This window comes from Paraflavisolibacter caeni (assembly GCF_025628885.1).
GTDB classification, from domain to species: Bacteria; Bacteroidota; Bacteroidia; order Chitinophagales; family Chitinophagaceae; genus Flavisolibacter; species Flavisolibacter caeni.
The window spans coordinates 45,659-70,301 of sequence record NZ_JAOTIF010000025.1 but is presented as its reverse complement, the minus strand read 5'-3'; the positions used below and the strand labels follow the sequence as shown (position 1 = coordinate 70,301).

Genomic DNA, 24,643 nt, shown 5'->3' with positions numbered 1-24,643 from the left:
ATCAAACTACAGCCCATTAAAGAAACTACTAAAATTCCCCGTCCCCAAACAGCATTCACTTCAATCAGTATTGCAAATAGATCTCCGTCGCCCCATATCCAAAAGAAGAATGGTATTGATTCACAAAAGTCTTTACCTCTTTCTTCAACCGCAAAATATCATGAATTTCATCACGGAGACGCCCGCTGCCTACACCATGAATAATAATTAAATGATGCTGGTGATGAGCCAATGCCAGCTCATACCATTTTTCAAATTCCCTGAGTTGTATATCAAGTATTTCAGCGTTGGATAAATGCTGCCATTCATCAGTAAGCTTTTCTATATGAAGATCTACCACTGTTCTTGCCGGAGGCAGGTGCTTGCGCACTTCTTTTGCATTATAAACTTTGATCCCTTTAGTAATCAGTGAATCAAAATCCAGTTGATCATCCGGCATTTTATCCGGGTAATCATCAAACAGCTTATAAGCAATAGTAGCCTCCCCTTTCTTGTTCATCTCCTCGATCCTGGCAAAAATCTGCTTAGGCTTTAATTTTATTGAGGATTCATAATAATCTGCTTTATTCTTTTCTGGTTGCGCCAATGAAAATTCAAAAGAAAAGGAAGGATTATCGCTCATATCTGCAAATGGCACATCATGCAGATAAAAGTCATTAAAACTGTTCACAACATTTTTCAGCTCAAATTCTGTCTCTCCAAAAAATTGTAGTCTGTAAATAAAATTTAATGCCCGCTCAGTACGATTAACAAGATGGACCTTTAATGTTTCTACTACATCATCCCCAAATTCATCAGTATCAATAACCGGCAAAAAAGAAATCCAAACCCCATCACGTTTCTTAGGCACCTGTTGCGGTTTTTCTTTTTTGATATCATCCACATATTTTTTAGACTTCTCTTTTCCAAACATCTTTTTCTCTGAAAAACGCTTAAAATATGGAAAGTCTAACTGGTCAATATATGCTGGAAAACGTACGCCCCTAACTTCTACCATCACCATTTTATCGTTAATGATATCAATCACCTCGCCTTCCTCGTTGGAATGCAGCACCAACACCTTATCTCCTACCTGGAATTTCATTTTTCTGCAAAAATAAAAGAACTAAGCCATGTTAATGCCTCCATATTCAATACAAAATGGGAATTGGAATAGCCTGCTCAGCAATAATTTATTGAAAGCGTGCCTGGAAAGATCCTTCAGTTATGTTTTTTGTATTTGCATTTACATCAGCTACTTTGCTGCTGAATGTACCACTGATGTATGCCGAATCAATTCTGGTAATAACTACCTTTAGATCACTCGCATCTGTCATATACAGAGAGGAATAATTGACACCTGCTGTATCACTGTAAATTAAAGCATTAGTAAATGTCGATCCATCATCATTATATGTCTTATTTGTGATTTCTACAGAGTCCTGTAGAAAAATACCCAAACCAGGCACATTTGAAGAGACATCCTTCTGGCCTTGTATAATAACAATGTGTTGGTTATTGATGATATCTTTTGACGCAAAAACATTATCCTTGTACTCAATACTTTGCCCGTCCAACTTAAACTTTAAAAAAGCTCCTGTATTATTACCATTTTCAATGGACTTTTCTTTACCGCAGGCCGAAAAAAGCACAATCAATAAACTGAAAAAGATGATTCGTTTCATAAAATAGCTATTCTTAGAGTAAGAGAATCGTTTGCTCCCGCTAATAAACGACCAACGATCGGAGAAATTGTCTGCTGCTCGTGATTATTGCACAGCAACATTTATTTGCGCCTCGGTCATTCCTGCGGCTTTCGCTTTCAAAGTAATTTTCCCGGCATTTTTTTCCGACTTCACAACAACCATACACCGGCCCTGCCAGGCCTTGCGTTGCGGCTGCTGAAAGCTTTCCACACTTACAGGATTACCGTTTCCAACACCAACAATAGTCCCAGGCCCATTGATTTCAAATTGTACCAGGTTTTCTGCTTTGGGATTGCGAACTCCTTTTTCATCCATAAGTTCTACTGTAATATAGCAAAGATCCTGTCCATTTCCTTTAATTTCAACTTTGTCGGAAGTCAGCTTGATGACCGCTGGCACTTGAGCAGTAATCAGCTCCTTTTCAACTACTTTCTTCTTTCCCACGAAACCGGCAGCTTTCAATGCCCCCGCTGCGTAAGGCACAGACCATGTCGCCATAAATCTCGTAGAACGGTTGGTTGGTTTCTTGCCCAATGATTGACCATTTAAAAAAAGTTCTACAACATCACAAGACGAATACACTTCAACCTCAAATGGCTTGCCTTCTTGCCCATTCCAGTTCCAGTCAGCCAAAACATCATGCCAATTCCACTTCGTGTTTTCAGCCTTGTTAGGATTGTGTGCAAACGAGGGTTGTGGAGACTGTACAAACAGGGAAAGCTGCGCCGGCTTCCACAGAACATCACGATAATAAGACTGAGGCCTCTTCCAGCCGCAGATGTCAATATCTCCGCAATACGCAAGATTCCATGGATAAAAATTCTGGGTTTGAGGGTAAGCCATCCAGCCGAGACTGGCCTCTCCAAGATAGTCAAACGCTGTCCAGACAAAGTCTCCAACCACATAAGGATGATCTAAAACAGCCATCCAATAATCAAAAGACTCTAAGGGAAAAGACTCTGAGGCATAGATCACCCTTTGAGGGTGTTGTTGATGATCCACTTCATATTCCTTCCATGCATAATTATAGCCCGGGACATCCAGCGTCGCGAAAAATGGATCCTTGTCTTTTGTTTCTGCTCCATTCACACCATTGGTTACCGGGCGGGTAGAATCCAATTGATGCATATGTTCTCGGAGCATTTTTGAGGTGGCAACCCCTTCAGGCTTAGCCCTGTCAGGAATTTCATTACCCGTGCTCCACATGATAATGGAAGGATGATTCCGGTCCCGGAATACCATGCTTTCTACATCCCTCTGCCACCAATCATTAAAATACAATTGATAGTCCGAAGGGTTTTTGCCTTTCTTCCAGGCATCAAAAGCTTCATCGATTACCAGCATACCCAACCTGTCGCATGCATCCAGGAAAGCCGGGGACGGCGGGTTATGCGCACAACGGATGGCATTAAATCCTGCATTCTTCAACAACTCGATTTTACGTTCTTCGGCCCTGTCATATGCCCGCGCACCGAGTATCCCGTTATCATGGTGCACACAACCTCCTTTTAACTTCATTGTTTTTCCATTCAGACGAAATCCATTAACAGGGTCAAAGGAAATAGATCGTATTCCAAATGCAGTTGTCTCCTGGTCTGTCAATTGGTTATCCAGGTATACCTCTGTCACAGCAGTATACAGGTTTGGATGCTCTGTTGACCAAAGTTCCGGCTTCTTTACTTCTATATTTTGGTTAAATTCAAACGATGCAAATGAATCAATCCGTTGCCGCTCTTCTGAAAAAGCAACCTCCGCTCCACTTTTATGAACCAACCGGGTTCGTATTTTCACCTCATTAATCTTCCCTGTCTTGTTCTCCACCTTTGTCTTGATATTCACTTTGGCAACACCAGCAGTCACTTCAGGTGTGGTAATAAAAGTACCCCATTGTGCCACATGTATAGGTTCTGTGGTTTTCAACCAGACATGCCTGTAAATTCCGGACCCGGAATACCAACGGCTATTCTCACCCTCATTTCGAACCCGTACGGCAATTATATTTTCCTCCCCAAACTTTAGACGATCAGTGATATCATACCAAAATGAAGTGTAGCCATAAGGATGCTTGCCCAAACTTTTCCCATTGAGCCATACATCAGCATTCATATAAATACCATCAAACTGTATAATAAAACGTTTTCCTTTTTGAGACTGAGGGAGAACAAAATGCTTCCTGTACCAACCTGTCCCTCCTTGTGTAAACCCACCATTAGCTTGGCTGATGGCTGTCGAATCAAAAGGAGAACGGGTACCAGGAATATCCTCAATACTCCAGTCATGTGGAAGATCTAGCTTTCGCCACTTTACATCATTAAAAAGTGGATTTTCTGCGCCCTGTGCAGAGCCACGGTGAAAAAGCCAGTTTTCATCAAAGAGTACAACCCGGCCTTGCGCACGAGTACAGAGTGAAATGAATGACAAAACAATAATACTTGCAATATTCCTGAGTTTCATAAAAAATTCAAAGCTAATTTGATAATGTGATGTTTTTGGGGCTGGTGCTCCAAAATCATTTTGCATGTTACGCTTGCTGCACCCACCCTGCAATGTCAGGTTTTACTAAGCTAATGGAACATCTTACTATTCAAAACCGTAAGAAAAACATTTCATACGCTTCTTTTTATCTTTCCGCCATGATGAAAACGTATAAATTTTACCACATATTAATGATGCTAACGCTAACTTGTACATATGCGCTTTCCTTAAATGCACAAGTCAAACTCCCTTCTATCTTCACAAACAACATGGTATTGCAACAACAAAGCGAATGTGCTTTCTGGGGATGGTCCGAAAAAGGCAAAAATATTTCGATACAAACATCTTGGAACGGTAAAAGATACACTACAAAAGCTGATGCTGCTGGTAAGTGGAAAATGTTGGTACCCACTCCTGCTGCTGGTGGACCATACAATATTACCATTTCCGATGGAAAACCTGTTACATTGAACAATGTGCTGATAGGCGAAGTTTGGATCTGTTCAGGACAATCAAACATGGAAATGCCGGTAAAAGGTTTCAAAGGCCAGCCTATTATTGGTTCAAATGAAGCTATCCTGCATTCAAAAAACAAAAACATCAGGTTGTATACAGTCCCTCGTTCGTCCGTTACAGAACGTCAGGACAACTGTAAACCTTCTGAATGGAAAGAAGCGGGACCAGAAGCTGTATCTAATTTCAGTGCAACCGGGTATTTCTTTGGACGCTTACTCAATGAAATGCTGGATGTACCTGTAGGCTTGATCAATGTAAGTTATAGCGGATCTTTTGCTGAAGCCTGGATGAGTCCTGATGCATTGAAAGTATATCCAGATGTAAAGATTCCTGCAAAAGGTGATACCATTAAAGCTGTAAGCCGCACGCCAACTACTCTTTACAATGGTATGCTTTATCCAATCATTGGCTACAGCATAAAAGGCTCTATTTGGTACCAGGGCGAATCAAACTACGAAAACCCTGATCGCTATGAGGAGTTATTCCCAAAGATGGTAAATGAGTGGCGCACTTTATGGAATCGCGGTGAATTCCCTTTTTATTATGCGCAAATTGCTCCCTACAACTATGCACAATTACCTCCTTACAATATGGGTGGGAAATATAACTCGGCTTACTTAAGAGATGCCCAGCGAAAAGCAGAGACAAAAATTTCTAATAGCGGTATGGCTGTACTTATGGATATTGGAGAAGAAGACAATATTCATCCTGCTCATAAAAAAGAAGGTGGTGAAAGACTGGCCCTGCTCGCCTTAGGAAAAACCTATGGTCTGAAAGGCTTTGGCTATACAAGTCCTTCTTTTGATTCCACCTCAGTGAATGGCAACATCATGAATGTGTTTTTTCAGAATGCTCCAAATGGATTGACAAGCTTTGGGAAAAAACTTACCTCATTTGAAATAGCAGGATCTGATAAAGTATTTTACCCAGCCCAAGCCGTATTATTACGCAATTCAATTGCAGTTTCTTCACCTAATGTTGCTAAACCTGTAGCTGTTCGCTATGCATTCAAAGACTTTACTAAAGGCGAATTATTCAGTACCGAAGGTCTTCCTGCTTCTTCTTTTAGAACAGATAATTGGTAATACATTTGAAAATGAATATTCTGGTGCAACAACATCGGAATATTCATTTTTACATATCCATCCTTGGCAATTTATTCTATAGAAACTCCCTACAACCTGACCCACCTAAGGCCTTAAGTAAATAAAAATAACTTCCGTAATTTTATATAAGAGAGACATTGTACTTGCCATATACAGACTCATCTTTTTAATAATAGTACTTTGATCTGTGGCAGCCTGTATTTAGCTTATTTCATTAAAATCATATAAATACAGATCAGAAAATTGTATATTAAGCAGGAATTCAATTACTTCATTAAAGCTATCAACCATTAATCAGAAACATCATGAAAAAAACACTTTTAGTAGCATCGGCTCTATTTTGCATGGGTTCATTATTTGTGGTTTCTTGTGGCAATAACGCTGGTAACAAATCTGCAGAGGATACGACAGTAGACGTAACAAAGTTAACCCAGAGCGAAAACGAAGTACACGGCACAAAAATCGAACCAGGTGAAATTCAATTGACTACCCCACTGAATCCTGATATGGTATCAGGAGGGAAAGGCATTTACGAAATGAAATGCCAGTCCTGCCACAGATTGAATGAAGAAAGGCTGGTCGGCCCTGGTTGGAAAGGAGTTACCAAAAGACGCACGCCCGATTGGATCATGAACATGATCACAAATGTTGATATGATGCTGGAAAGCGACCCTGAAGCACAAAAACTGCTGGAACTATGTTTAGTGCGTATGCCCAACCAGAATCTAACTAAAGAAGATGCCAGGAAGGTCCTGGAATATATGCGCAACAATGATGGAGAAAAATAAACGAAAATGCGCTTGCTAATATGAACCTATATGTAACATCAAATGCCTGTTCAAAAAACCTGATTATCCCACTGAACTACGATCAACTGGCATTTGATGTTTTTTTTACATCTTTCCCACCTTCTCTATTCCAAAACAAAACTTAACCAATCATGAAATCCTATCTTGTTTTATTAAGTTGTGCTTCTCTTACTTTTATTTTATTAAGCATGCAAAGCTGTCAGCCCAAAGGCGCTAGTGCAGCCGTTAGCAGCGAAGCCGCAAAAGCAGTTTATGTACCGCCTGGAAAATATGATGAGTATTACGATTTTGTTTCGGGAGGCTTTAATGGTCAGTTGAGTGTTTATGGCTTACCTTCTGGCCGGCTGCTGAAGATACTCCCTGTTTTTTCTGTATTTCCCGAAAATGGTTATGGGTACAGTGAAGAAACAAAGGCCATGTTAAATTCATCTCATGGATTTGTGCCTTGGGATGATCTGCATCACGTTTCACTTTCCACTACCAATGGCGAACATGATGGAAGGTGGGTTTTTACTAATGGAGTTAATACGCCCCGTATAGCCCGGCTTGATCTTGCGAACTTCAAGACTATGGAAATTATTGAACTTCCCAATAGCGCTGGTAACCACTCATCACCATACATTACGGAAAACACAGAATACGTAGTTGGCAGCACCCGTTTCAGTGTACCTATTGGGGATAAGGTGGATGTGCCCATCAATACATATAAACAAAATTTCAAAGGCACAGTAAGCTTTGTCAAAGTAGATCCCAATAGCGGCCGAATGAACATTGCTTTCCAGATTTTAACCCCTGGCATTGACTTCGATCTGGCGCGTGGTGGTAAAAATAAATCACACGACTGGTTTTTCTTTAGTTGTTATAACTCAGAAAGGGCAAATACACTTTTGGAAGTGAATGCGTCGGCAAAAGACAAAGACTTCATCATGGCAATAAATTGGAAAAAAGCTGAAGAATACGCAAAAGCAGGTAAAGGTAAAAACTGGCCAGTTTCGTATGCACATAATATTTATGATGAAAAAACACACACAGCTACTTCAACCATGATCAAAGAGGTGCTTGTGCTCGACCCGAAGGATTGCCCCGATATGGTGTACTTCATGCCTTGTCCTAAATCTCCTCATGGATGCGACGTGGATCCAAGCGGGGAATACATTGTAGGTAGCGGAAAACTGGCAGCAGCCATACCCGTGTTTTCTTTCACAAAGATGGAACAAGCAATTGCTGCCAAGAACTTTGAAGGAACTTTTGAAGGCATTCCGGTTCTAAAATATGATGCTGTATTGCACGGTGAAGTTCAAAAACCAGGCTTAGGGCCGTTACACACCGAATTTGATGAAAAGGGCAATGCATACACTTCCATGTTTGTTTCTTCTGAAATTGTTAAATGGAGGGTGAAAGACCTGAAAATATTGGACAGGGTTCCTACTTATTATTCTATTGGACACCTATCGGTAATGGGCGGGCCAACTAAGAAACCTTATGGCAAATACATGGTGGCTTACAATAAGATCACCAAGGATCGTTACTTGCCTACCGGACCAGAGCTGGCACAAAGTGCTCAGTTGTATGATATCAGCGGTGATAAGATGAAATTATTGCTCGATTTTCCCACCGTAGCCGAGCCGCATTATGCAGAAGCCTTGCCTGCCAGCCTGATCGTGAAGAAAAATGTAAAAATTTATAAGATCGAAGAAAATGCTCACCCCTATGCTACCAAAGGCGAGGGATTAGCGAAAGTAACAAGGAATGGTAATATAGTTCATGTATATATGACTGCCATTCGCTCCCACCTTACACCGGATAATATTGAAGGCGTCAAGGTTGGTGATTCTGTTTACTTCCACTTAACGAACCTGGAACAGGATTGGGATGTACCACATGGTTTTGCAATTAAACACGCCAATAATGCCGAGATACTGATTATGCCTGGAGAAACCCAAACACTTGCATTCAAACCAGATAGACCGGGCATTTACCCGTTCTATTGCACGGACTTTTGTTCTGCCCTTCACCAGGAAATGCAAGGATACCTGAGAGTATCACCAGTTGGAAGCAACGTACCGCTTGCTTTTAGTACTGGTAAGAAAAATCCATCAGATTCAGCAGCGGCATCCGGCGCCAAACCAACGGACACTGGTGCAAAGCCGAGTAGGTAATAATAGGTTCACGAAATACAGAGCTTTGAACATTGGGCACCCCCTTAACTGAAACTTTAAAATATAGGGTGCTCAATGTTCATTTTATTATTTTATATTAACTATTGTAACGCTTCATCAAAATGGATAGAAGAGGAAAAATGAATATAATATCCAGGATTGTGATTGCCATCGCTGCTTTGGGACTAATAGCAACATATTATCTTCCCTTATGGAATATTTACATGATTGCACCGCAATACCCGGAAGGACTAAATATGTGGATATGGCTGACCAAAATCACTGGAAAAGTGGATGTGATCAATGGTTTGAATCACTATATAGGCATGAAACACATCAGCGAAGAAATGTTCCCTGAATTTGGTTTTATGATCTATATCGTAGCATTTTTTATCCTAATCGGTTTGACAGTCGCAATTACGGGCAGTCGAAAACTATTATTCACATATCTTGTTTTATCAGTAATAACTGGCATTGCTGCTTTAATAGACTATTATATCTGGGGCTACAACTATGGTCACAACCTCGATCCCTCAGCACCCATACAAATACCAAACTTTTCATATCAACCTCCAATTATTGGACATAAAAAATTATTGAATTTCGATGCTTATTCTTACCCCGCTGCTGGCGGCTGGGTAGTTGTTATAGCTACAGTTATTTGCTTTGCCGTTTGGCTTTTCGAATGGCAAAGAAGCAAAAATAAAATCCGGCTTAAAAAATATTAATTGAATAAACTCTTATAACAAATCCTGTATTCACCATTGCCCATTCCCATTCACCATTGACCATGATTCAAATAGAGCACCTGAGTAAACGATATAAAAAACTGAAGGCACTGGACGATGTAAGTGTAAGTTTCAACAAGGGAGATGTTGTTGCTCTGATTGGACCAAATGGCTCTGGTAAAACCACGCTGATCAAATGTATCCTGAATATGGTGAAGCCAGACAAAGGACGAATATTATTCGATAATCAGCTGGTAAAAAACAAGGTGGATTACCGCAAACTGATTGGCTATATGCCACAGATCAGTCAATACCCACACAACATGAAAGTCAGGCAGGTATTTGAGATGCTGAAAGATATTCGCAATGAAAAAGACGCCATCGATGCTGAACTCTTTGACAACTTTGACCTTAAAAGCATAGAACACAAAACAATGCAAAGCCTGTCCGGCGGCACAAGGCAAAAAGTGAGTGCGGCTCTTGCATTCTTATTTCACCCAGAAGTATTGATATTGGATGAACCTACCGCCGGCCTTGACCCATTGGCATCAGAAATCCTCAAGGATAAGATCTTTAAGGAAAAGGAAAAAAATAAACTGGTACTAATTACTAGTCACGTAATGAGTGACCTCGATGAATTGGCCACTCATATCGTCTATTTACAGGAAGGAAAACTCCGTTTCTTTGATACCATTACTCATTTAAAAAACCATACAGGCGAAGACCGCCTGGGCAAAGCCATAGCCTGGTTGATGAAGCATGAGTATAACAGTTCCTTTCAGAGTTAAATTTTATCAACCCGGATCCACTTCATACCGGCAGCCTCCGCAGCCTGCACACCCGGCTCACCATCTTCAAATACCATGCATTGCTCAGGTGAGACACCAAGCTTTTCTGCTGCCAATAAAAATGGATCAGGAAAAGGTTTTCCATTAGGTGTTTCTCCGGCACAAACCAAAACATCAATCATATCAATAATTCCCAGTACAGTGAGCGTTTTTTGAACGGTCTTTCTGTTGCCACCGGAAACAACCCCAATTTTTACATTGGTTCCATTAGTCTTCAAATGATCTACAACAAATTGAATGGGTTTGGTATGTTGGATAAATTCATCAAAGAACATCTCTCTTTTCAGGTTGACAAATTGATCTAAGTCAAAAGCCTTTTGATACCTGTTACTGATCTCCTGAACCACAATATGAGTGGGACAACCTGCCAGTTCATCTATGATAGAATCGTCTAATTCAATATCAAAATTTGCGGCAACTTTCACAAAAGCCTCCTTATGCGCAGCCATATTATCGGCAAGTGTACCATCACAGTCGTATAAAAATGCTTTATAATCTCCTGCACTAAGCTTGTTTAATAGTAAAAGCTTATCACTATCAATAGAACCATTATTCATTAAAAATCAAATATTCAATATTTTTTTATAATATATATTTACGAGGCCCTGATTTTCTAATTAAAAAACAAAAATAACCCCAACTCATCGAAATTGTTCTATTTGGGTCAGCTTCTTCATTTTAGACAAAAGTTAAGCTGGATAGACCCATAACTAGCCCTCTTATCCTGCCTTATCAAAGCTGCGAATCCCTATTGGTAAATAATAAGTATGCAGCTTTAAATAAATAAAAATTCACAACATGAATATCACCTATACTCATGCTATAGAAAATTGCCTTGGCGAAAAATAATTTTTCATGCTGTGCATAAAGATCCTGGCGGCGATAAAGTCATAGTTGAGAACTTTGTTACGCCAGGGCACGGGCCTATCATGTACACCCATTTCCTCCAGGATGAGGAGTTTACCGTTGTAAAAGGCAAAACTGGCAAACTAGTGAGCGATGACAGCTGCTGACAACGGTACCATGTAGTTGATCTTAATAAGTTTAAGACCAGTGCAGATTTTAATATGTGCATTTTGCTGATATAGCAGCCTCAGGTTCCTCTATGTAGGAATAAAGTCTTTTTTAAAGATCAAAGCTATCATTATGGATGGTAAGTTTTGAGAACTCTGAACCGCTGAATATCTTTGCGAGATTAATATTCTTTGACTGGTTATATGAATCAAATTGACTTTGTGTAACTATTCTCCAAAAGTTCTTAGACCTTAGATCAGAATAATCATTATGTCCTTTTACAAACAATCCAAAAATAGGACTGCGATTTTTAAATGAAATCTTTACATATTTATTTGTTTCAGTTGTCTTGGAATCCAGGAACTTTTGTATGTCTTCACTATTCATAGTAAATAGAAATTTAAATTATCATTTGTCAGCCTCATTCAATTACTTACAGAACTTATCTACTTTCATTTCATTTGGAAATAGTAATGTTCTTTTTTGTCTATTGAAATGATTGAGTCATAAGCAAGACAGAAAAATCGGAAAATATGGAAATGATTAATTGCTGAGTGCTCAGACCTCTGGAACTTGTTCAAAGATAAGTCTATTTGCTCTTTTTTTACTATATGTACTAGGGACTTTATGAAACTATTAGCTTAAGGTTGATTTTTGAAAGGTGATCAATTTATTACTGGTAACAACACATCATTAGAAGGTCAAGCTGTTAACTTTTGCTCTGTTTTTTGAAGATAGGCATTTGGATTATGCTCCAGTGCACCCTTTGGCAGCCATTGCCACCATATTCCTAAGTCTTTTTGAATAATGTTCCTGTAAAAGGCAGGTAATTGAGTAGTTTCACCTTCAAAATACATTCTAAAGGCTCTATCCTTAATCAAATTTTTCCGTACCTGGTGGTAAAAAGTAAGGCGACCATAGCCCTCTGAAGAAACAGCACGCATGAAATTCATCCACTTGGAAGTAAAATTAGGCGTGGCCATAAAACGTCGGTAGAGGGCCTTCTTCGAAAATGTATAAGCCGTCAGGTCAATAACCTTGTTATAAAAGTCCACCCATTCATAGTTCTTCGGTTTTAGATTCATCGCCAGGTGGTTGTTCAAAAAGTGAAAAGGAAATGGCAACACACGGCCAGCTCTTTGATATTCCAGGTTAAGGGGGGCAGCCTCTCCAAATGCAGTTAATAAAGAATAACCGGGAAAGGCCGCAGGCGTCAAGTCAACAAACCGCTTGGTAAGCTCAAAAGGCGCATCCCCGGCATCACTGTCAAGCCCAAGCACAAAGTTGGTTTGAACGTAGGGTATATACTGGAACATCATGTTGACATGTTGCGAAATGCGATTTACTTTTTCCAGTCCTTCTATATGCGCGGTTCGTGATTTATTGCCCAATTCATACCATGATTCTATACCTGGCAGTAATGCCTCAAAACCATTTTGCGCCATCACTTTCAGGTGGTCTTCTGTAAGGATGGAAAGGCTGCTTTCAGCAATGAACCGGAAACTTTTTGGCGGTACTGCAGAAGAAATGGCTTCCAGGTTATCATGAAAGCGTACTCCAAAATTGGGATCATGCCAAACCACCATAGGCTTCTTAAATTTGGTCAGCAGGAAACGCAGGTCTTCTTTAATGACTTCAAATTCCAAAGGTTGGTAAGGCACCACTGAATCAATACAGAAAGAACAAGTATAAGGGCAGCCTACACTCCCTAACATGGGCACAATCTTTAAAAAAGGTGCTTTATTCAGCGTGGGCTCCATAAACTTCCACCTTTCCTTAACTCCGGGCAGTTTGGATGGCTGTCCCTTGGCTGAAAGATGCTTCCCAGGAAAATAATGCGCTTCACAATTATTTAGAATTTCCAGTATGGTTGATTGATGGGTAAAGCCCAACACATAATCAAAGTATTTGACAGCATCATCAGGGTAACAACGGGCATGGGGTCCACCTAGAATAGTTATGGCGCCCTGACTTCGAAAATAGTTGCTTATCGCATAAGCCAACAAGGCAGCTTGTGTGAAAGAAGAAATAAAAACAAGGTTAACATCTTTAGGTAATGCATTGTGCAGGTCCTCTCTGCCCGTATAACAAATCAACTTGACTTCATGTCCTTCCTGTTCGCACCAGGTAGCCACCACCTGGGGCATGATACTGGCCAGGTTGGCATGCATGATCTTAGCCCACAAAGTAGTTGACGTGCCTTTGCCGACCAGATCAATAACACCGATTTTTAGCTTAGTCATGCTTAATTTATTAGGTGAATTATCTATCTATTGTCAACTTTAAAAAACAGCTTGAATATTTTTTAAAAGACTGGAAGTTGATTAAGGGATTGACACTCTGAATATATCCATTTTTAATGAATATATAAAATCGAATTGTCCTTCATGCTCTCTGCTATTAACAACAGGAGGAATAGAAGTCATGAAAGAGCAGCTGTATTAATGAGAGTGTTGTAAATTTTTCTTAACTTTACTAACAATTTTAGCAATTTCCTTACTACAGAATCGTTATATGGACCGCACAGCGAAGGGCGCCCTTTACCGGCATTAGACAGATCGAGAACTATAATATCGATGCAGTACAACAGATCATGCGGGTAAAGGCTGAAGAAACCTATAGAAGAGATCTTATAATCCACTTTTAGGCACTCATTAATTAGCTTAGAATCAATACTCATTCCTAAGTATGACTACTAAGTGTAATCACTAACTCATTGATTGCTAATAAAAACTACCAAAAATTATAACCCTATAAATCCGGTTTTGAGCCCGTTCTTATGCCTTTTTACCGAATCTCACCCTCAAAGGCGAATATTCAGGTTTAGCTTTGTGTCTCCAATGAATCAATAACCTATGAAAACCATACAATGACCTTAGAAAACTAAACAATCCAATAACCTATTTGAAAACTAACTGTTTGCTTTTTTCTTTGAATTTTTGATTTTTGATCCGTACCACTTATGAAAACATCCGTATCACTATTGAAAACTTTGTACTCTTGTGAAAACATGGTACCCTTGAAAAACTGAAAACATCCTATCCTTGAAAAACTATGGCGTTTAATTAATCCTATGAAAACTAAACCGTCTGAACGCCTGAATAAATTATCCCCTTCAAACGAAGGGGATAATTTATTGTAAACCCATCAACAACACCATTTTCTTACTCCCGTCAGCTCCAACACTACCTCTTTACCCACATCACAACCAGCTTTAACAGCACAAAGCTCCTCACAACTTCCAAAACAGTAATCCCTCTACTCCATCAATTATATTCCTCATACCTTTTATGCAGGAGGCATCTGCTTTGATCGCCCTCGTCATCATGCACCTTCAACCACCCAAAAACCATTTCTTATTTAATGTAGAAAATGATAAACCAACGAGCACCCACAGCCGGCTTCAAGTCTACCCCAAATTATACAATCATTCTATTTAGATTAAGCGGAATTATTTCTTCTTGCTGTCCTCTCTTTTTGGCAAAGTCTTATATTTGAACTTTCAATATTGAACCAAAACTCATGAAAATTATTCTCCCTGTTTTCTTCCTATTTATCGTACTAAGCAGCAATACAGATCTTTTCGGTCAACAGGCAATATCCTTTAATCCTTTAAGGAACCAGCTTTTGTCTAATGATACCATTCCTGTTAAAAGCAACACCATTCCCAATAAAAGTGACTCTGTTTTTCAAACTGTATCAGGCCAACTTGCCCCCCCGGATAGTGTAGAAGTGGAAGCCGATTTCCCTGGAGGTGTAACGGAGTTTACAAACTTTTTAAATAATCACTTGAATCCGGATGTACCGATTAATAAGGGTGCACCTGCAGGCAAGTATCAGGTCGTGGCCCAATTTATAATAGATATAGATGGCTCCGTTACAAATGCGAAAGCACTAACCAACTGTGGATTCGGTATGGAGCAGGAACTCATACGGGCAATCAAGCTTAGCCCAAAATGGAAACCGGCAATACAATATGGCCGTCCTGTAAAAGCCTACCGTAAACAGCCGATTACATTTGTCATCGAAGAAGAAAAACGGAAAAAGAGACGGCTGTTTTAATAAATAGGACAATAAGATCCAATTCCTCGTTTGACTATGAGGATTTATATTCATAATTACAGTCCGGAACAGCCAGTCATCCTTCGTTGCTTCAGTATACTTTAAGTATACTTAAAGTAGGGCTACAGTATACCTTAAGTAGGGATGGTGTATAGATCAAGCACACTTCAAGCATACTTCAAGTACACTTAGTGCACGAAACAGAAATATCCTCCCATTTTAAAAATAAGATAGCCTTATCTATAACGATTCCTGTTTTTTTGGTAGGCAACAATCAATATACTAATCAGGCAAACTGCAGCCGCTACTACCCAAACAATCTTTACCCATGCTGCAGAAGTGAAAAAGGTGGCTAAAATAGCTACAACCATCACCCACATGGCTATTCTTGCTATTCTTGCAGCAGTAAGCATAAACTGAAGGTTTTATTGTTCTTTAAACTTACAACTTTCCCGGACTTCCTAATCAATGAATAAAAACTTCAAGGCCAAAGGATTAAAAAGAAAAGCACACGAAAACAAAAAGCCGCGCTTCCAATTATAGAAGCACGGCTTTAAAATATGACTGCTCCAGATTAAAACTTGATCTTTTGAATCATCCCCCTTGCAGGCTCCTTCACACCCTTCACAGGCGTCAGGTAAAAACTGTAGCGGTAAGCCTGTGCTGGTATCTGGTATTGCTCCAACGGCGCCGCCACATCGCTCCAGCTGTCATTTCCCCCCACACCCATTTGCATCAAATCAATATTCACAGTTACAAATCCTGCATCTTTCAACTTGTTAGTATGTCTTGCTGTCTGAATATTCTCTTCCGTATACGGCCAGGCACTCATACTCAATAGGCTGTCCGCAACGATCATTACCCCTTCCGAACGCTTGGGATCCGACAAATACATCCAACGCACATCAGTGCGGTTACCTGCCTCTTGGGGCACTACATAAGAATCAAAGAACTGTGTAAGCGGCATGGAATAAATACCCGCATCAAAACCATATCGGCGGTCAACATAATTTTCTAGCGGCCCACGTCCATACCAGGTTACCTGGTCATATCCTTTCCTGATGCCACCCTGCATACCAACTTTAGGAATATTGGGCAAGTTGGGATGTACATTAAGTAGATAATCAACTTTCAACACACCATCTCCATTCACGGTATAAACTACTTGCACAGAGGCACTGTCATTGATCAGGGAATAATTGCTAGTAACCTTCACAATCCCCTTACCACCGTCCAACGCAGTAACGCTCTTAAGCTTCATCCCAGGTTCAAACCATTGCTTAAGTTTCCTCTGCGCCTTCCAACCCCTGCGGTCGTTATCAGTCAAAGGACGGGTAAAATGAGGCGTCAATGGCTGTGCCACCTGCTCCTGCCCTTTCCATACATAAGAACTTAAGGCACCATTTGTCTTATCGATAGTCACTGAAAAATCTTTACCATTCACTACATAACCCTTCCCTTCTTCACGAATAGCCAAAGCTGGATAGGAAGAGCGATTACCTTTAACCTGCACAACGGGTGTCAGTGAAAACTGGTTAGAGGCCACTTCATGTCCTTTAAGTGCCCATACTTCATCCTGTGGCAAGGTAAAGTGAATATCTGCCAGATATTCACTACCCGCTTTCATCTTGGGCAAGAAAGAGGTTATGTTAAGAACAGTATCAGCACCTGCAGCCAATTGAATTCGGGGCAACTCTTTTTTGGAGACCACGCGTCCGTCTTCCCTGATCCAAAGTGAAACAGCATAATCTGCAAGATTCCTGACAGCGTGACGATTGTATATTTTGATACTGCCCTTGACTGCATCAACCAGTTCTGCTTCTGCAGGCTGAAACACACGCTTGCATTCATACATGGCAGCTCTTGGCGTACCATCTGAGGTGGCAATACCCTTTATGGTAAAATCCTCAAATAGCTTTTCACCAAAATCGCCACCATAAGCGTAAAAAGGCACTCCTGCCGAATCTTTTTTCAATAAACCCTGATCGCGATATTCCCAGATAGCTCCTCCTACCATTCGCGGACTGGAACGGAAAATATCCCAAAACTCCTTGATATTTCCGGTCGAATTACCCATAGAATGTGAGTACTCGACAAAGAAAATAGGCCGGTTATCTCCATTCTTCTGGTCTAGCAATAATTTGGGCGTGAATATGCCTGGATACATCCGGCTGATCATATCCACATACAAAGGATCAACTGGATTTTGAATACGGTGTGAATGGTCATTTGGCTTCAGATAGCCAGGATCTCCAGGACGTATATATCCTTCCATCCGGTGATTACCTTGTGCTCCTTCATAATGGACAGGACGCGTAATATCAAAATCATGCAACCACTCAGCCATGGCAGCATGGTTAGGTCCACGGCCAGCTTCATTACCTAAACTCCATATAATAACACTGGGGTGGTTTTTATCTCGCATGGCCATTCGTGTTACCCGTTCCAGGTATGCTCCAGTCCACGTGGGATCGTTACTGAGTTTAGATCCAATACCATGTGTCTCCAGGTTGGCTTCATCCATCACAAGAATGCCATACTCATCACACAGCTCATAGAAATAGGGATCTGCAGGATAATGACTGGTTCTGATGCAGTTGAAGTTGAATTGTTTCAACGTCCGTACATCTTTGAGAATATCCTCTCTGCTAACCGCTTTAGCCTTTATAGGATCATGATCATGGCGGTTAACACCATACAGGTAGGTGACTTTCCCATTGATCAACAGTTTACCTGTTTCTTTGGAAAACTCAACACTGCGAAAACCAACCTTACAACTTTTGGCTTCCAACAGTTTCCCGGTCGAATCACTGAGCGAAAGCACCAGTGTATACAAATTAGGAACCTCATCGCTCCATTTGGCCGGGTTCGTCACATTGGTTTCCAGGAGACCAAACTTCACGTTATCCAGCCTTGGATAAATTTCATTGATAATGGACTCTGCGCTTCTTTCTAAAGCCTTTTCAAACACAGGCTGAAGATCCTTGTTATACAACTGAGCCTTCAGCATATAGCCTTTAATGGGCTTTCCTGTCGTATTGTCTATGCGCGGACGGATACTGAAAAGGGCATCCTGGTAATTGTGATCCAGTTTGGCCTCCCATTGAAAATCAGCAATGCGGATCCTGGGCTCGGCCAGCAACAAGACTTCACGTTGTATACCACTCACTCTCCACTGGTCCTGGTCTTCTAAATAAGAACCATCACTCCAACGGATCACTTGCACGGAAACGATATTCTCACCAGCTTGTAAATAAGGGGTAATATTAAACTCCGAAGGCAGGAAACTGTCTTCGCTATAGCCAAGGAACTGACCATTCAGCCATACTTTGAATGCTGAATTCACCCCGCCGAAATGAAGTGTAATATTCATATCCTTCCAGTCTGCCGGCACAGTAAACGTACGCTGGTAAGAGCCTACTGCATTATAATCCTTGGGAACTCTAGGTGGGTCAATAGGTCTGAATGGGTATACTGCGCTTTTAAAAATTGGTATGTCATAGCCTTGCATTTCCCAGTTGGAAGGCACTGGAATTTTCTTCCAACCTTTCACTCTGCCCTTGTAAAAATCCTTAGGGGCATCAGCGGGCTTCTGTGCAAAGAAGAAATCCCACTCACCATTCAGCGAGATCATTCTTCCACTTTTCGAACGGTCACCTTGCAGCGCTTCTTTTTCACTGGCAAAGGAATAAGCAGTAGCCCTTGAAGGCTCCCGGTTGATACTATTCACCTGCTGATCTTCCCATGGCTCTGAGTGAAAGATGCTTGGTGGTGGTGGTGTTGCGGCAGGCTCTCCGGTAACAGTTTGTGCCTGGACCAATTGCGCTAGAAATAAGCTGAAAGAAACGATAACAGAATGCTTAATGTTCATGATGTCTGTAAATGTGAAAATTGTCTTCAAAAACTAATTCTTATTTCTGGCAGCAATCATTATTCCTCTATCCCGATAACTTAATTTCCTAATATTCATAAGCCAAAGCACCTCCATCAACACTGAAATCCTGTCCGGTGATGTATGAGGCTGCTGGTGAGGCTAAAAAACAAATCATGGATGCCAATTCTCCCGGCTTGCCAAACCTGTGTAAAGGCATTCGGTTTAAGATCTTGGCTTTCCTGTCTTCATCCATTACTTGTTGTGTCATTTCAGACTCGATTATATGCTGGTTAAAAACTCATCTTTAAATGAAAAGCCCCAGCCTGGTCTGTCATGAGGTGTTGCCATCCCTTCAATGATCTGTAAAGGATGATCAATGAGCGGATCGATCCAGTCAAATGATTCTGCTCCAACACCATTCGGAATGGTACACAACAATGGGATATCATAATCTTTATAATAGTGCGGCAATACAGGTATATTGAAACTTGCGGCCAATGCTGCACTGTTACGCCAAGGCTCTACACCTCCTAAACGAAGTATATCTGGCTGCCAAATGTCCAATGCATTGCGAACAAGTAATTCACGTAAAGGCGTAGTTGAATATTCACGCTCGCCCATGGCAAGTGAAATACCTGCTTGCGACCTCAGGAGTTTATATCCTTCAAAATCAGTATGATCGATAGGCTCCTCAAACCAATGGATATTGAGTTCATGCGCAGCCTTGGATAATTGCAAGGCGGTAGGTACAGTCATACCTTGGTTGGCATCCATCATGATGTTGATCTCATTCCCAACAGCTTCCCGTACAAGTTTTAACCGTTCCAGGTCTTCCTTCCAATCCGGCTTACCTACTTTGATTTTAACAGCTTTAAATCCCCTCTTTTTATAATTGCTTACCTCATTGATCAATTCATCAACAGTATAAGAGATCCATCCGCCACTGCCATAAATGGGAACACTTGTCCTGGAGGTACCTAACACCTTCCATATAGGTTGTCCCAGGATCTTGCACCAGGCATCCCACATCGCAATATTGAATGCGCCTTGTGCCCAGCGATTGATACCTTCCATACCAAAGTATTCATTGGCATGGTTCATCTTTTCGAAAACTTTGACAGTGTCATAAACCTTTTCACCAATAATCATTTCTCCCACATCCTTCATGGCACCGGCAATGGCATTGGGACTGTATTGAAAACTCAATAGATACGATTCACCGACCACACCGTTGGCCACTTCAATTCTGAGTACCAGAAATGAGATCTCGGTCAAAGTGTGTGTGGCATCGGATATGGATTGCTCTAACTTTCTCTTGGCAGAATAAACAGTGTAGTTTTTAATATGATACATGATTAATGATTAAAATAGCTTGAAGGGCTAGTTCCCGTTCAAGCCTCCTACTAAATTCCTTTTCCGTTTTGATTCTCTTTGCTTTTAACTGTACCAGTACTGATCTTCTCTGCAACAGGAACATAGTCCACAACATATTCTTTCCCTGGTTCAATAGTCAACTCGTATATTCCATCACCTTTAGCCTCGATAATACCACCTTTAACATCTGGCCTTTTCTTACTCTTAAATCGCAACGTCCCCCTTCCTTCATCTCCTTTTACCTTGATCTGCTTGTTACTGCAATAAACAGAGACATTACCATGAGGCGTGGGCACTTTTCCTTCCATCCATTTCAGCCCGCCCAACACAGGTTCTACAATATAAGTAGCATATCCTGCAGATGTTGGCTTTACACCTAAGTAATACTTCCCTAATAAATAGATCGGACTGGCGCCCCAGGCATGACATAAACTTTTACCAAATGGACGGCCATACATGGCATAGTGCTCTGCCCCTTTCCTGTTAGGGTTGTATTCTTCCCAAAATGAAGTGGCACCAAGGTTCAGCATGCCTCCCCAGTAATCCTTCATCTCTTTCAACACATACTTTTGTTCACCTAATGCACAAAATGCTTCCAGTTCATAAAAGCGCATGTAGGGTGTAGTGATCTTCTGCACCTGGTCATTCAACAATACATTCTTCTTAACTGATTGTTTCTGCGCATTGGTCAGGTAATCAAAGAAGATGGCGAACATATTGGAATAACGGGTAACATTTTCTGTCTGCACACCATTCACCCGGCTATGCACCAATGCGCCCTTTTGTTCATTCCAATAGTTGGCAAACAGTTTAGACTTCACATCAGCAGCAAGGCCCTTATACTTTGCAGCGCCTTCAGCGTCGTTCACAATACCTGCGCAAAGAGCCATGGTTTCAAGGCTCCTGGCAAACAACAGTTGTTCAAAGCTCACTTCACCCTTTTTACTCAACCCCTCGGCCCAGTCAATAAACACCCAGTCACCGGCTAGTCCTTCCATCAGTCCATTTTTATTGCGGCGGCCAAGACAATAATCCATAAGGCTCTGCATGCGTGGATAGAACTGTTGTATGAATGTTTTATCTCCAGTATATTGGTAATAATCATAGATTCCCAGGAACCAATAAAAAGTATAATCCATGATGGTATTGATATGACTGGTGACAGGATCTTTCCCTCTCAAAACTGCTAATGTTCTTGATACCGTGGGTGAGTCAAAGAACAAGTAATAATTCATCAAATAACTTTGATAAGCATCACCGCTCCAGATCCAGCGATCACGTTTGATACCATCAATAAAAAATTCACGTGTACTCAGGTGCATCGTATACTTAGCTACATCATAGACCTTGTTGATCTGTTCATCTGAACAACGGAATTGCCCACGATCACTCAATGGAAGATATTCATATAACATGGAAACAGAATCCAGGCTGACACCATTATCCATTTGAATGTTGACAAAACGGAATGCCTTGGAAAGATTCATAACAGAATCTTTCTTGCTGGAAAGGTCAATTGCCAGGTGATCTAGGGTCTCACAGGTTTCAGTAGCCTTAGCCTCTTCTGCTGATTCACCGTAATAAATAGATATTTTACCCTTACCTTTTAAACCATGCAGTTTTACAAAGCCGAATGTTTCCTTACCAAAGTCAACGAACAGGGATTGAGGTTGGCGGACATTGCTAACAGCAGCCTGTGGCTCCCTGTTCAGCTGAAATGCTGAAGGCCTTACTTGGGGATCATTAAAATTCCAATAACCCGCATTCAACCATTTAGTACCGGATTGATCTGAAACCTTTCCAGTTTCATCAATCCACTCTTTATCTTCATAAGTTACCTGCCAGGATGAATCAGAAACAATAGTTTTACCCTGCACAAAAATGGCAGGTACATATTGCTGGTTATGCACTTTGATGTTGACCTTATGCTTTCCGGCTGGGATCGTTATTTTCTTTGGAGCTCCCGAAATCAGCTTGGCGTCCAACTTCACATTGTAATCACCTTCCACAAGAAGTTCTACCTCCTCTGGTTGAGCCAGGTCAAATACCTTGTGGAAATCCATCAGTACATAATGATTATCTAATCGCCAGAATGGAGGAAAGAAAGATCCTCGCTCAGTACGGCGGTTTTGCATCTTATTGGCAAGCCAGATCTCATAATCCCCGGGATACCAGATCCAGGTTGCTTTTTGTTGAGCCTCGCTTACCATTGCAGACAATACCATAACAGCGGCTAATCCCAACCTCTTGAAAATATCTTTTGTACTGTACCTGTTCATGAGCGTTTATAATTGATTATATGCTTCTTTAATATTTTTCAATTGCTGAATCTCTCAACTTTTCCTTATTGCTTTCTTCTTAATGACCATTGAAAACTAAATACAGGCCAACCATGGTAATGATCAATAATACCCATGCTATCCATACACGCTTTGTTGGCTTTGGCAATCCACTACCACCATGTTTAGAATGATCCGTTACAACTGGCGAAGGATCAAGCAAAGAAGTGATCACTGCAACCAGTAATAAAACGACGAATATGTAAAAAGATAAAAGCAGGTAATGTGGCCAGAAATCATATTGATCTGGTGTAAATACCCACAAGTATAATACACCTATCCCCAAGCTAAAAGCCGATCCGGCAGACAGTATCAGGTTTACGGCTCTTCTGGTTGTTCTCTTCCAGAATACACTCAAAAGAAAGACAACCGAAAGTGGCGGAGCTATAAAACCAAGTATCGACTGGAACACATCAAAAAGATTCAACCCTTTAATACTGTCAATAGCTATAGCCATCATAATGGCAAACAAACAACCCGCCACAACAGTCATTCGCCCAACTTTAATGATCTCTTCATTGGTTGCATTCGGATTGATCTTCTTGGCATATACATCCATGGTAAAAACCGTGCTTAATGAATTAAGTGATGATCCGATTGTTCCCACCAAAACAGCGATCAACACAACAATCACCAACCCGTTCATCCCTGCAGGAAAAAGATTAGTAACCATTGTCATATAAGCCTCACTGGGGTCTTTTAAGCCTGGGAAAAGAATATAGCACAAAATACCAGTAAGAATAAAAAGAGGCAGGGACAATATCTTAAGCCACCCGATAAAATTGACACCTAGTTGACCATTCTCCAGGTTACGGGCGCCCAGCACTGATTGCACCATCGCCTGGTCTGTGCAGAAGAAAGCCACAGCAGACACCGGGTATCCAAGAAGAATCGCATACCAGGGATATTTAGTATCACTCGCTGGGTGTATCAAATTCCAATAATGACCTGGTACACTGCTGTAAACCTCAGACAATCCCCCGACCTTTTGCACGCCCATAATGGTGAGCGTTAAAGAAACAATAATCAACAGGATCATTTGGAAAACATTCACTTTTGCTATTGCTTTTAAGCCTCCTGCAAATGCAAACAAGCCAGCAAACGACACCAAAGCAATAACAGATTGCCACATGGGAATACCTAATATTTGACGCACTAAGAATCCACCAGCAAACAAGCCAAGGGAAAGCCAGGAGATCTGTATCTTGATCAGGGCATACCAGGCAAGGATGTTCTGGGTAGAATCTCCATAACGATTCCCCATAAACTCAGGCATGGTGGTCACATTAGCGGAAAGGTAACGTGGCGCAAATACCATGGCCAGCAAAAACAGGAACACAAAAGCATACCAATCAAAATTGACTGCTACAATTCCTGTACTATACCCAATACTGGCAAAAGCTAGAAGCATGGAAGGTCCTACATTGGTGCCCCACATATTGAACCCAATACTTGGCCATCCCAGGGATTTATTCGCAAGGAAAAGCGATTCACCTGTTTTCTTCTTCTGTGAAAAACTTGCTCTGTAACCAATCACCAATAAAATAATTAGATAAGCAATGACAATTAGGTAATCTAACGTGGTTAGTCGTTCAATGATGTTATTCCCCATGGCAATTATCGTTCGTTTCTTTAAGCGTTATTAAGTTTTATC

Annotated in this window: 19 protein-coding genes; 7 read left to right on the top strand and 12 right to left on the bottom strand. The window is 40.9% G+C overall.

The features are described 5' to 3' along the window. Positions 1-64: 64 nt before the first annotated feature. From OCK74_RS22585 to OCK74_RS22575, 3 genes are all read right to left on the bottom strand, one after another. A complete protein-coding gene (locus OCK74_RS22585) occupies positions 65-1,084 on the bottom strand; it encodes a Smr/MutS family protein (protein ID WP_279299365.1) in 1,020 nt (339 codons plus the stop codon). Positions 1,085-1,172: 88 nt separating this feature from the next. After that, the gene (locus OCK74_RS22580; protein WP_279299364.1) at positions 1,173-1,664 is read right to left on the bottom strand and encodes a hypothetical protein; all 492 of its coding nucleotides are present in this window, start codon (positions 1,662-1,664) and stop codon (positions 1,173-1,175) included. Between the two features lie 84 nt (positions 1,665-1,748). Further along, positions 1,749-4,139 carry a glycoside hydrolase family 2 TIM barrel-domain containing protein gene (locus tag OCK74_RS22575; protein ID WP_279299363.1) on the bottom strand — a complete coding sequence of 797 codons (2,391 nt, stop codon included), beginning with the start codon at positions 4,137-4,139 and terminating at the stop codon, positions 1,749-1,751. A 113-nt stretch (positions 4,140-4,252) separates the two neighbouring features. Between OCK74_RS22575 and OCK74_RS22570 the strand changes: the two genes are divergently transcribed. The 5 genes from OCK74_RS22570 (at position 4,253) to OCK74_RS22550 (ending at position 10,266) form a co-directional block, all read left to right on the top strand. Then, a complete protein-coding gene (locus OCK74_RS22570; RefSeq protein WP_279299362.1) occupies positions 4,253-5,761 on the top strand; it encodes a sialate O-acetylesterase in 1,509 nt (502 codons plus the stop codon). A 326-nt stretch (positions 5,762-6,087) separates the two neighbouring features. Further along, on the top strand, positions 6,088-6,570 hold the full coding sequence (locus OCK74_RS22565) for a c-type cytochrome (protein ID WP_279299361.1): 483 nt from the start codon (positions 6,088-6,090) through the stop codon (positions 6,568-6,570). Positions 6,571-6,722: 152 nt separating this feature from the next. Then, positions 6,723-8,750, top strand: coding sequence for a Sec-dependent nitrous-oxide reductase (gene nosZ, locus OCK74_RS22560; protein ID WP_279299360.1), 2,028 nt, complete (start codon positions 6,723-6,725; stop codon positions 8,748-8,750). A gap of 140 nt (positions 8,751-8,890) precedes the next feature. After that, a complete protein-coding gene (locus OCK74_RS22555; RefSeq protein ID WP_279299359.1) occupies positions 8,891-9,478 on the top strand; it encodes a hypothetical protein in 588 nt (195 codons plus the stop codon). A gap of 62 nt (positions 9,479-9,540) precedes the next feature. Beyond that, complete coding sequence (locus OCK74_RS22550) at positions 9,541-10,266, top strand: ABC transporter ATP-binding protein (RefSeq protein WP_279299358.1); 726 nt, start codon at positions 9,541-9,543, stop codon at positions 10,264-10,266. On the opposite strand, the gene OCK74_RS22545 is transcribed toward OCK74_RS22550, so the two are convergent. Beyond that, positions 10,263-10,883 (bottom strand): HAD family hydrolase, encoded by a 621-nt coding sequence (locus OCK74_RS22545; RefSeq protein WP_279299357.1) that lies wholly within the window; start codon positions 10,881-10,883, stop codon positions 10,263-10,265. The two genes, OCK74_RS22550 and OCK74_RS22545, sit on opposite strands and share 4 nt — an antisense overlap. Before the next feature lie 303 nt (positions 10,884-11,186). Between OCK74_RS22545 and OCK74_RS22540 the strand changes: the two genes are divergently transcribed. Then, positions 11,187-11,339: a hypothetical protein gene (locus tag OCK74_RS22540; protein WP_279299356.1), complete on the top strand. Its 153-nt coding sequence runs from the start codon at positions 11,187-11,189 to the stop codon at positions 11,337-11,339. Between the two features lie 112 nt (positions 11,340-11,451). On the opposite strand, the gene OCK74_RS22535 is transcribed toward OCK74_RS22540, so the two are convergent. Next, entirely contained in the window at positions 11,452-11,727 is a 276-nt protein-coding gene (locus OCK74_RS22535) for a short-chain dehydrogenase (RefSeq protein WP_279299355.1), read from the bottom strand. A gap of 314 nt (positions 11,728-12,041) precedes the next feature. Then, positions 12,042-13,583, bottom strand: coding sequence for a B12-binding domain-containing radical SAM protein (locus OCK74_RS22530; RefSeq protein WP_279299354.1), 1,542 nt, complete (start codon positions 13,581-13,583; stop codon positions 12,042-12,044). 1,279 nt (positions 13,584-14,862) lie between these two features. Here OCK74_RS22530 and OCK74_RS22525 point away from each other — a divergent pair. After that, positions 14,863-15,402, top strand: a complete 540-nt coding sequence (locus tag OCK74_RS22525) for an energy transducer TonB (protein ID WP_279299353.1) — start codon at positions 14,863-14,865, stop codon at positions 15,400-15,402. Between the two features lie 236 nt (positions 15,403-15,638). Here OCK74_RS22525 and OCK74_RS22520 read toward each other — a convergent pair whose 3' ends face one another. From OCK74_RS22520 to OCK74_RS22495, 6 genes are all read right to left on the bottom strand, one after another. Next, complete coding sequence (locus OCK74_RS22520) at positions 15,639-15,815, bottom strand: hypothetical protein (protein ID WP_279299352.1); 177 nt, start codon at positions 15,813-15,815, stop codon at positions 15,639-15,641. Between the two features lie 161 nt (positions 15,816-15,976). After that, the gene (locus OCK74_RS22515; RefSeq protein ID WP_279299351.1) at positions 15,977-19,303 is read right to left on the bottom strand and encodes a glycoside hydrolase family 2 TIM barrel-domain containing protein; all 3,327 of its coding nucleotides are present in this window, start codon (positions 19,301-19,303) and stop codon (positions 15,977-15,979) included. 58 nt (positions 19,304-19,361) lie between these two features. Then, entirely contained in the window at positions 19,362-19,544 is a 183-nt protein-coding gene (locus OCK74_RS22510; RefSeq protein ID WP_279299350.1) for an SDR family oxidoreductase, read from the bottom strand. Between the two features lie 11 nt (positions 19,545-19,555). Beyond that, the gene (locus OCK74_RS22505; RefSeq protein ID WP_279299349.1) at positions 19,556-20,629 is read right to left on the bottom strand and encodes a mandelate racemase/muconate lactonizing enzyme family protein; all 1,074 of its coding nucleotides are present in this window, start codon (positions 20,627-20,629) and stop codon (positions 19,556-19,558) included. Positions 20,630-20,679: 50 nt separating this feature from the next. Beyond that, the gene (locus OCK74_RS22500) at positions 20,680-22,929 is read right to left on the bottom strand and encodes an alpha-L-rhamnosidase-related protein (protein ID WP_279299348.1); all 2,250 of its coding nucleotides are present in this window, start codon (positions 22,927-22,929) and stop codon (positions 20,680-20,682) included. Between the two features lie 79 nt (positions 22,930-23,008). Further along, on the bottom strand, positions 23,009-24,601 hold the full coding sequence (locus OCK74_RS22495; RefSeq protein WP_279299347.1) for a sodium:solute symporter family transporter: 1,593 nt from the start codon (positions 24,599-24,601) through the stop codon (positions 23,009-23,011). Positions 24,602-24,643: the final 42 nt, after the last annotated feature.

Coding starts and splice junctions, on each gene's coding strand:
- nosZ (WP_279299360.1), top strand. CDS start 6,723: ATGAAATCCTATCTTGTTTTATTAAGTTGTGCTTCTCTTACTTTTATT.
- OCK74_RS22575 (WP_279299363.1), bottom strand. CDS start 4,139: ATGAAACTCAGGAATATTGCAAGTATTATTGTTTTGTCATTCATTTCA.
- OCK74_RS22555 (WP_279299359.1), top strand. CDS start 8,891: ATGAATATAATATCCAGGATTGTGATTGCCATCGCTGCTTTGGGACTA.
- OCK74_RS22510 (WP_279299350.1), bottom strand. CDS start 19,544: ATGACACAACAAGTAATGGATGAAGACAGGAAAGCCAAGATCTTAAAC.
- OCK74_RS22585 (WP_279299365.1), bottom strand. CDS start 1,084: ATGAAATTCCAGGTAGGAGATAAGGTGTTGGTGCTGCATTCCAACGAG.
- OCK74_RS22565 (WP_279299361.1), top strand. CDS start 6,088: ATGAAAAAAACACTTTTAGTAGCATCGGCTCTATTTTGCATGGGTTCA.
- OCK74_RS22495 (WP_279299347.1), bottom strand. CDS start 24,601: ATGGGGAATAACATCATTGAACGACTAACCACGTTAGATTACCTAATT.
- OCK74_RS22520 (WP_279299352.1), bottom strand. CDS start 15,815: ATGCTTACTGCTGCAAGAATAGCAAGAATAGCCATGTGGGTGATGGTT.
- OCK74_RS22500 (WP_279299348.1), bottom strand. CDS start 22,929: ATGAACAGGTACAGTACAAAAGATATTTTCAAGAGGTTGGGATTAGCC.
- OCK74_RS22525 (WP_279299353.1), top strand. CDS start 14,863: ATGAAAATTATTCTCCCTGTTTTCTTCCTATTTATCGTACTAAGCAGC.
- OCK74_RS22570 (WP_279299362.1), top strand. CDS start 4,253: ATGGAACATCTTACTATTCAAAACCGTAAGAAAAACATTTCATACGCT.
- OCK74_RS22535 (WP_279299355.1), bottom strand. CDS start 11,727: ATGAATAGTGAAGACATACAAAAGTTCCTGGATTCCAAGACAACTGAA.
- OCK74_RS22530 (WP_279299354.1), bottom strand. CDS start 13,583: ATGACTAAGCTAAAAATCGGTGTTATTGATCTGGTCGGCAAAGGCACG.
- OCK74_RS22505 (WP_279299349.1), bottom strand. CDS start 20,629: ATGTATCATATTAAAAACTACACTGTTTATTCTGCCAAGAGAAAGTTA.
- OCK74_RS22550 (WP_279299358.1), top strand. CDS start 9,541: ATGATTCAAATAGAGCACCTGAGTAAACGATATAAAAAACTGAAGGCA.
- OCK74_RS22545 (WP_279299357.1), bottom strand. CDS start 10,883: ATGAATAATGGTTCTATTGATAGTGATAAGCTTTTACTATTAAACAAG.
- OCK74_RS22580 (WP_279299364.1), bottom strand. CDS start 1,664: ATGAAACGAATCATCTTTTTCAGTTTATTGATTGTGCTTTTTTCGGCC.